The 8,298-nt window shown below is 32.0% G+C and carries 10 protein-coding genes; all 10 read left to right on the forward strand.

Going from position 1 to position 8,298, the window contains the following annotated elements; translation table 11 throughout:
* Positions 1–584: UDP-N-acetylmuramate dehydrogenase (gene murB / locus KHW44_RS03855; protein ID WP_304066190.1), on the forward strand; the 584-nt coding region annotated here is incomplete at its 5' end.
* Positions 574–1,323: a PHP domain-containing protein gene (locus tag KHW44_RS03860; protein WP_304066193.1), complete on the forward strand. Its 750-nt coding sequence runs from the start codon at positions 574–576 to the stop codon at positions 1,321–1,323. The genes murB and KHW44_RS03860, both read left to right, overlap by 11 nt.
* An 8-nt stretch (positions 1,324–1,331) precedes the next feature.
* Positions 1,332–2,189, forward strand: coding sequence for an RNase adapter RapZ (rapZ, locus tag KHW44_RS03865; protein WP_304066196.1), 858 nt, complete (start codon positions 1,332–1,334; stop codon positions 2,187–2,189).
* The gene (gene yvcK / locus KHW44_RS03870; protein WP_035109634.1) at positions 2,158–3,144 is read left to right on the forward strand and encodes a YvcK family protein; all 987 of its coding nucleotides are present in this window, start codon (positions 2,158–2,160) and stop codon (positions 3,142–3,144) included. The genes rapZ and yvcK overlap by 32 nt, the downstream gene beginning before the upstream one ends.
* A gap of 1 nt (position 3,145) precedes the next feature.
* Positions 3,146–4,174 (forward strand): L-threonylcarbamoyladenylate synthase, encoded by a 1,029-nt coding sequence (locus tag KHW44_RS03875; protein WP_304066201.1) that lies wholly within the window; start codon positions 3,146–3,148, stop codon positions 4,172–4,174.
* 44 nt (positions 4,175–4,218) lie between these two features.
* Positions 4,219–4,848 (forward strand): uracil phosphoribosyltransferase, encoded by a 630-nt coding sequence (gene upp, locus KHW44_RS03880; RefSeq protein WP_294684069.1) that lies wholly within the window; start codon positions 4,219–4,221, stop codon positions 4,846–4,848.
* A 79-nt stretch (positions 4,849–4,927) separates the two neighbouring features.
* The gene (locus KHW44_RS03885; RefSeq protein ID WP_294684070.1) at positions 4,928–5,239 is read left to right on the forward strand and encodes a hypothetical protein; all 312 of its coding nucleotides are present in this window, start codon (positions 4,928–4,930) and stop codon (positions 5,237–5,239) included.
* Positions 5,239–7,179 carry a V-type ATP synthase subunit I gene (locus tag KHW44_RS03890; protein WP_294684072.1) on the forward strand — a complete coding sequence of 647 codons (1,941 nt, stop codon included), beginning with the start codon at positions 5,239–5,241 and terminating at the stop codon, positions 7,177–7,179. Before KHW44_RS03885 ends, KHW44_RS03890 begins: the two co-directional genes overlap by 1 nt.
* A 9-nt stretch (positions 7,180–7,188) precedes the next feature.
* Positions 7,189–7,665 (forward strand): V-type ATP synthase subunit K, encoded by a 477-nt coding sequence (locus KHW44_RS03895; protein ID WP_294684074.1) that lies wholly within the window; start codon positions 7,189–7,191, stop codon positions 7,663–7,665.
* Between the two features lie 11 nt (positions 7,666–7,676).
* Positions 7,677–8,231: a V-type ATP synthase subunit E gene (locus tag KHW44_RS03900; protein ID WP_304066209.1), complete on the forward strand. Its 555-nt coding sequence runs from the start codon at positions 7,677–7,679 to the stop codon at positions 8,229–8,231.
* Positions 8,232–8,298 lie beyond the last annotated feature (67 nt).

Consider the following 8,298-nt stretch of genomic DNA (forward strand, 5'->3'; position numbering starts at 1 on the left):
TCAGTAAATTAGCTATTAATAACTCTTACGCTGGTTTTGAAGCTGTTAGCGGCATACCTGGAGACATTGGAGGGGCTATTACAATGAATGCAGGTGCATATGGAACAGAAATGAAAGATATTGTTCACAGAGTTAAGGTTATTGATACAGATTTGAATGTAAAATATTTTAACTGTGATGAGATGGATTTTTCCTACAGACATTCAAGAGTTCAAGATGAAAAATTAGTCGTTTTGGAAGTTGAATTTTTGCTAAAAAAAGGTGATCAACAAGAAATCCTCAATAATTTTCACGATTACACAGAAAGAAGAACATCAAAGCAACCATTGGAACTTCCTTCATGTGGCTCTGTATTCAAAAGGCCAGAAGGACATTTTGCGGGACAATTGATTGATGAAGCAGGGCTTAGAGGATACAGATACAATGATGCAATGATTAGTGAAAAACACTGTGGATTCATAGTCAATGTTGGAGATGCAAAATGCTCTGACGTTGTAGCGGTTATAGAACATGTGCAAAAAGTCGTGTTTGATAAGTTCAATGTGAAGTTAGAACCAGAAGTGAGAATTATCGGTGGAAGATAAAATAAAATTAACCAGAGAATATCACGTGCATTCAGTTTACAGTCGTAACAATCACGGCAAAAGTACAATCGAAGAAATTGTACAAGAAGCGAGAGCAAAAAAATTAAAGACTATAAGCATAACTGATCACGGTCCTGGACACTTAATGTACGGAATAAAAAGAAAATTAATTCCTGTACAACGTGAAGAAATTGATAGGCTCAAAGAAAAGTACGACGATATTGAAATTCTGATGGGAGTTGAAGCCAACGTAATTGGATACAATGGAGAGATAGATATTAGAGAAGAAGAAAAAAAGTATTTTGATTTTATCAATCTTGGATTTCACGATGGAGTTAGATTTGTAGACAAAAAATCTTTTTATAATTATCATGTTTTAAAAAGAATGAGCTGGATGGGACAATCGGTCAGAGAAAAAATGATTGATTTGAACACAAATACAATGGTAAAAGCGTTGGAGAACAACGATATTTTTATAATAACGCATCCAGGAGATAAAATAGATGTGGATATAGACAGAATCGCACAAACATGCGAAAAAACAAACACGGTTATGGAGATTAACAATCATCATCCACATTTATCAGTAGAAGAAATCAAAATTTCTTCACATTATAATGTTAAATTTAGTTTAGGGAGCGATGCTCATCACAGAAAAAATATTGCAAATGTGAATGATAGCATCAGAAGAGTAATTGAATCAGGGTTGGATATTAGTAGAATTATAAACATCGATTAGGAGAATTCATGGAAGTTGTAATTATTACAGGAATGAGTGGGGCTGGTAAAAGTGCCAGTAGCGATATTTTTGAAGATTTAGGATATTATACATTGGATAATATGCCGCCATCTCTTTTATTGAGTTTTATCGATTTGACTACAAAAAGCAAGAAAAAAATCAACAAAATAGCTTGCGTAGTAGATATTAGAGGTGGAGAATTCTTCGCTGATTTGATAAAGTCCATAACACTTTTGAAAAATCAAAGTATTGATGTTAAAATTTTGTATTTGGATGCATCAGATGAAATTCTAATCAGAAGATACAAAGAACATAGAAGACCACATCCGTTGGCAGTCAATGGAAATATTTCTCAGGGGATTTTTAACGAAAGAGAACTTCTAAGTGAAGTTAGAAATTCAGCAGATTCAATTATCAACACTTCTAATTTGACATTGGGAGAATTGAGAAGAAAAATCTTATCTGCATTTTCACTCAAAGATGTAGACACAAAACTTGCGATATCTGTTGTATCATTTGGATTTAAGCACGGAATATTGCTAGATGCAGATTTGGTATTTGATGTTAGATTTCTTCCAAACCCTTATTATATCGAAGAATTAAAAAAATCTTCAGGGCTGAATACAGATATTAAGGAATATGTATTTGGATTTGAAGAAGCAAATGAATTCTTGGACAAATTAGTGGATATGATGGAATTTTTGATTCCTAAATATTCAAAAGAAGGAAAAACAAACTTGGTTATAGGAATAGGATGCACCGGCGGAAAGCACAGGTCCGTTGCAATAGCACAAGCTTTGACAACAAGGCTTGAGGGAAATGGAGAAAAAGTTTATGTATCCCACAGAGACCAAAAATTTTGGTAAAAAAATAGTAACTATAGGCGGAGGAACAGGTAATTCTATATTGCTAAGAGGCGTCAAAAATTTCACATCAAACATAACGACTATTGTAACTGTAGCTGATGATGGTGGAGGAAGTGGAGTTCTCAGGGAAGATTTGGGAATGTTACCTCCTGGTGATATTAGAAACTGTCTTGTGGCACTTGCTAATACTGAACCTATAATGGAAAAATTAATAAATTATAGATTTTCAAATGGTCAATTAAAAGGTCAGAGCTTAGGGAATTTATTGATAGCTGCGATGAATGATATATGTGGCGATTTCAACGAGGCAATAAAAGAAATAAGTAACGTACTTGCGATTACAGGAAAAGTACTGCCAATGACTTTGGATAATGTCAAATTATTTGCTGAATTGGAAGATGGATCTACTATTGAAGGTGAATCGAACATCACGTTTTTGAATAGAAAAAACGGAGGTAAAATCAAAAGGGTATACACATCACCTAAATTGCTTTTGCCATTAAAAGAATCCATAGATAGCATAATGGATGCAGATATTGTTCTATTAGGACCAGGATCGTTATACACATCTATAATTCCCAATCTTTTAGTAACAGACATATCACAAGCACTAAAAGAAACAAAGGCAGAAGTTGTGTACATATTAAATATTATGACACAACCTGGAGAAACTAATGGTTACAGCGTTACAGATCATGTAGTTGCCATTATTGATCACGCAAATTCAAACATTATCGACAAAATCGTCGTTAATTCCAAGGAAGTAGACAAATATGCGAAATACAGATACAAATCAATTGAAAACTCTACGCCGATTTATATTACAGATGAAGATCGCGAAAATATGGAAAAATTAGGCATAGAAATCATAGAAGCTGATATATGTGATATTAGCTATGATTATATTGTGCATGATTCGAATAAATTGATGAAAACTATATTAGAAAGATATTAGTATGAATACGATTATTGAAAAATTAGACGGACAAAACAAAATACATGCACTTGAAAAAGCTGCAGATTTAATAAAAAATGGAAGTGTAGTTGCATTTCCAACAGAAACAGTATACGGATTAGGAGCAAATGGATTAGATGAAGAAGCTTGCAAAAAAATATTCGATGTCAAGAGAAGAAAAAGAGACAATCCACTAATCTTGCACGTAACTAACTATGAAATGGTCAGAAATTTATCGTCAGAAATCACTGAAGATCAAAAAAAATTGATGGATAATTTGTGGCCAGGTCCATTGACTATAATTTTCAAAAAAAGTGACAAGGTTAATGACGTTGTAAGTTGTGGAGGAAATACAGTTGCAATTAGAAATCCATCGGATGAAATCGCAAGATTTTTGATAGATAAATCAAATTGTCCAATAGCAGCTCCATCTGCAAATAAATCGGGAAGACCATCACCAACTAATGCACAAGATGTGTATAGTGATATGAAAGGTGAGATTGAAATGATTTTGGATGGAGGAAGTTGTAACATTGGAATTGAATCCACTGTTGTCGATTTGACGGAGAAACCGTACACAATACTTAGACCTGGTTTTTACACAAAAGAAGATTTGGAAGAGTATTTGGATGAGGTTGTGTATGATAAATCTTTAATCGATTCTAACACTGTTCCGAAATCCCCAGGACAAAAATACAAGCACTATGCACCTAAAACAAAACTCATAGTAATCAAAGGAAACATGGATAACATACAAAATTATGTGGATAGTTTAGGAATAAAAACAGAAGATATTGGATTTATCCTATGTGAAGAAACAGCTGAAAATGTAAATTTCAAAAACGTAAAAATTATTTCAAAAAGAGATGATTATTTGAATTTTGCACATAACATATTCACTTACCTCAGACAATTAGATAAGTTTAATTACAAATTATTGATTTGTGAAGGGGTAAATGAACAAAAAATGGGTATAAGTATTATGAATAGGCTTAAAAAATCTTGTGCCAACAACATAGAAATAATTTAGTATGTTATAATAATAAGCATAAAGTTTATTTTATAGGAGGAAGTATGAGTAAAGTAACTGTATTTGATCATCCGTTGATTAAACACAAATTAACAATTTTACGTGACAAAAGCACGGGAAGTAATCAATTTAGACAGTTAGTTTCTGAAATAGCAACTTTAATGTGCTATGAAGTAACAAGAGATTTTAAATTAGAAGATTGCGAAGTAGAAACTCCGATAGGAAAAACAACAGGACAAACTTTAAGTGGTAAAAAGTTGGGAGTAGTTCCGATTTTAAGAGCTGGTTTGGGAATGGTTGAAGGATTTTTGAGTGTGCTACCAGCAGCAAAAGTTGGACACATTGGTTTATATAGAGATCCAGAAACTTTGAAACCTGTTGAATATTATTGTAAATTACCAAAAGATGTAGAAGAAAGAGATATCATCGTTGTAGACCCAATGCTTGCAACAGGTGGTTCTGCAGAAGCCGCTATCACTTTCTTGAAAGAACATGGTTGCAAGAACATCAAATTGGTAAATATAATTGCTGCTCCAGAAGGAATCAAAATGGTTCAAGAAAAGCATCCAGATGTTGATATATACGTTGCAGGTCTTGATGAAAAATTAAACGAGCACGGATATATCGTACCAGGATTAGGAGATGCAGGAGACAGATTATTTGGTACTAAATAGCTTTAAGCTTTTAGTTATATACTTATGGTTTTAGAATATATTCTTATTCTAAAACCATCTCTAATTAGGAGGTGAAACAATGTCAGATACTGCTATATCAAAAATAAAAGAAGCTGAAGAAAAGGCTAAGCTTATTGTCGATGAAGCTAATGAAAATAAAAAACGCATTTTAGAAGATGCAAAATCAGAAGCTTCGCAAAAATACGATGAAATTATCAACGAAGCACAAAAAGTTCGAAATGAAAAATTAGAATCTTCTAAGAACAAAGCGATAGAAGAATCAAAGGAACTTGAACAAAAGGCTAAGTTGAATAACGAAAGTATTAAAAGCATCGACACTGATACAGTTGAAGGACTTGTAAACAAAATCGTTGAAAGGATAGTGAGTTAATGGCTATTGTAAAAATGAGCAAATTTGATTTGTTTTCATTTGATTATGATAGAGAAAAATTACTCGAAAATCTTCAAAAGTTTAATTATGTTCATATCGATGAGAAGAAGTTAGAAGAAGATAATCAATATGTAAAGAATTTAGATAATTCTGAACAAATTGTTAGCACTAGTGAAAAGCTTACCAAAGTAAAATGGGCTATAGATTTGCTTGAAAAGTATTCGGAAAAGCACAATAAAATTGACGAACTAAAGCAAGGTAAGAAAACATTTAGACTAGAAGAACTTACAAAAAAAGCTCTTGATTTTGACTTCGGTAAGCATTACAAAGAGCTTTCATCATTGGACAAACAACTAACTGAACTCGATCAAAATAATCAAACTTTGAATCAAAAAAAATCTGAATTAATTCCATGGGAAAAATTGGACTTGGATATTTCAAAGATTGATGATTTCAAAAGAGTTAAGGTGGTTACGGGAACTGTAAGTGATAAATTCATCGATCAGTTAAAATTAAACACAAAAGACATTGAAGATATTTATATCGAGGAGATTTCTCGTAATTCAGGTTTTGTGTACTTGCTTGTTATCGCTAAGGACTATAAGAAAGCTTCAGATATTCTTAGGGATAATGGATTTGTAAACATTAATATTAAATCACATGGATTTGTAAAAGATGAAATTAAAAATATTGATGAACAAATAAAAACAAACAACGAGCAATACAAGAAAATCGAAAATCAAATTAAATCAAAAACAGATTTGACTGAACAATTTAAGATTTATCATGATTATCTGGAAAACAATAGCTTGAAAGAAGAAGCTACTAGCAAGATTAAGAAGACAGATAAGATTGATATAATCGAAGGATATATTCCTTCTGATAAAGAAAAAGATTTTGAAAATCTGCTACAAAATTCATTAAATAATAAGTATTATTTAGAGATGAAACCAGCGGATAAGGATGATCCAAATGTGCCTATTATCCTTAAAAACAGAGGATTTGCAAAAGCTTTTGAAAGTATTACTGGAATGTATTCATTGCCAAAATACAATGAGGTTGATCCAACACCATTATTGGCACCATTCTATTGTTTCTTCTCTGGAATGATGATTGGTGATTTAGGATATGGATTGATAGTATTTTTAGCAATATTAGTGGCACTCAAGGTTTTTAATCTTGATGAAAAGAAAAAGCAATTCTTGAAGTTCTTTATGTTCATTTCAATTGCTTCAATGTTCTGGGGATATATTTACGGATCATTCTTTGGTGGAATAGTACCAATGACACCAATCATTGACACAAGTAAAAATGCTATGACTTTAATAGTTTTATGCTTAATCTTTGGTTTTATACATTTATTCTTTGCATTGGGAATCAAGGCTTATATGTTGATTAGAGACCACAAGCCTTTAGATGCATTTTATGATGTAGGACTATGGTATTTAATTATTATTAGTATATTAGTTTTACTAATTGGAAAGTCGTTAGCATTACCAGCTATGGCGTTGACTATTGCAAAATGGATTGCTATAGCATCGGCTGTTGGAATAATTCTTACAGCGGGAAGAGATGCTAAAAGTATTGGTGGTAAACTTGGATCAGGATTATATTCGTTGTACGGGATTTCTGGATGGATTGGAGATTTCGTATCTTATATGAGACTTATGGCTTTAGGTTTATCAGGAGCATACATTGCAGTAGCAATTAACATGATCGTAAAAATGATGGCAGAATCAAGTGTTATAGGATTTATTTTTGGACTTATCGTATTCGTGGTATTCCAAGCATTTAACGCATTCTTGTCTTACTTGTCAGCATATGTTCACTCTGCAAGATTGATTTTCGTAGAAATGTTTAACAAGTTCTACGAAGGTGGAGGAGTGCCATTCAAGAAACTTATAACAGAATCAGAATATTTTAACATAACAAACAAATAGGAGGATATTATGGAAAAATTCTTTTTAGAAAACGGTGGATTAGTTTTAGGAGTATTATCAGTAGTAATAGCAGTTTTGTTCTCAGGTATGGGATCTGCTAAAGGTGTAGGTATGGCAGGGGAAGCTGCAGCAGGAGTAGTTATTGAAGAACCAGAAAAATTCGGTAAATCATTAGTACTTCAATTATTACCAGGTACTCAAGGTTTATACGGATTCGTAATTGGTATCTTAATTTTATTCAAATTAGCTGGTGGAAATATTTCATTGGCTCAAGGATATGTTTACATCGCAGCTGCATTGCCAGTAGGTGTTGTAGGATATTTCTCAGCAATCGCTCAAAGTAAGGTAGCAGTTAGTGGTATCAATATCTTAGCAAAGAATGAACCTCAACAAGCAAAAGGTATTATTTATGCCGTAATGGTTGAGTTATATGCCATCTTAGCATTTGCTATTTCATTCTTATTAATGAACCAAATCCAAGCTTAGTGGTGATTTAGATGTCTAATTTAGATAATATAATTAATGAAATTCTTGAGGATGCAAAAAAAGAATCTGAAGAGATTCTTAAAAATGCAAACCAAGAAAAAGAAAAAATCATTGAAACTAAAATAGACCAGGCTAATCAAGAAAAAGATACAATATTAAAAAAAGCAGAATCTGAGGCAAAAGGTGTTTATGACAGACATTTATCTCAAGTTGTTTTGAAATCAAGAGATGATGCACTTTTTGCAAAACAAGAAGTAATCGATAGTATTTTACAAAAAATTAAAGATAAATTAAAGAATATGTCACTTGAAGATTATAAAAAATACCTAACAAATAGTTTATCCAAAATGGATTTGAATAGTGATGATTTGTTAGTATTACAATCTGATAAGTATGATAGTTTGAAGAACGAAAGCTTTAATGTAAAAATATCAGATGAAACTGTTGATAGTGGATTTTGTATTAAAAGAGGTAATGTATTAATCAACAATAATTTTTCTTCACTGGTCGATTCAATGAAAGATGAATTGGAAGTAGAAATTGCAAAAACTCTTTTTAAGAAGTAGGTGATAATATGAAAAAAGAAGATTTCATACATCAATCTGCTATAACTCGTGTCAAAGAAAAGGAATT

Source organism: Finegoldia magna, assembly GCF_018371055.1.
Lineage (GTDB): Bacteria > Bacillota > Clostridia > Tissierellales > Peptoniphilaceae > Finegoldia > Finegoldia magna_I.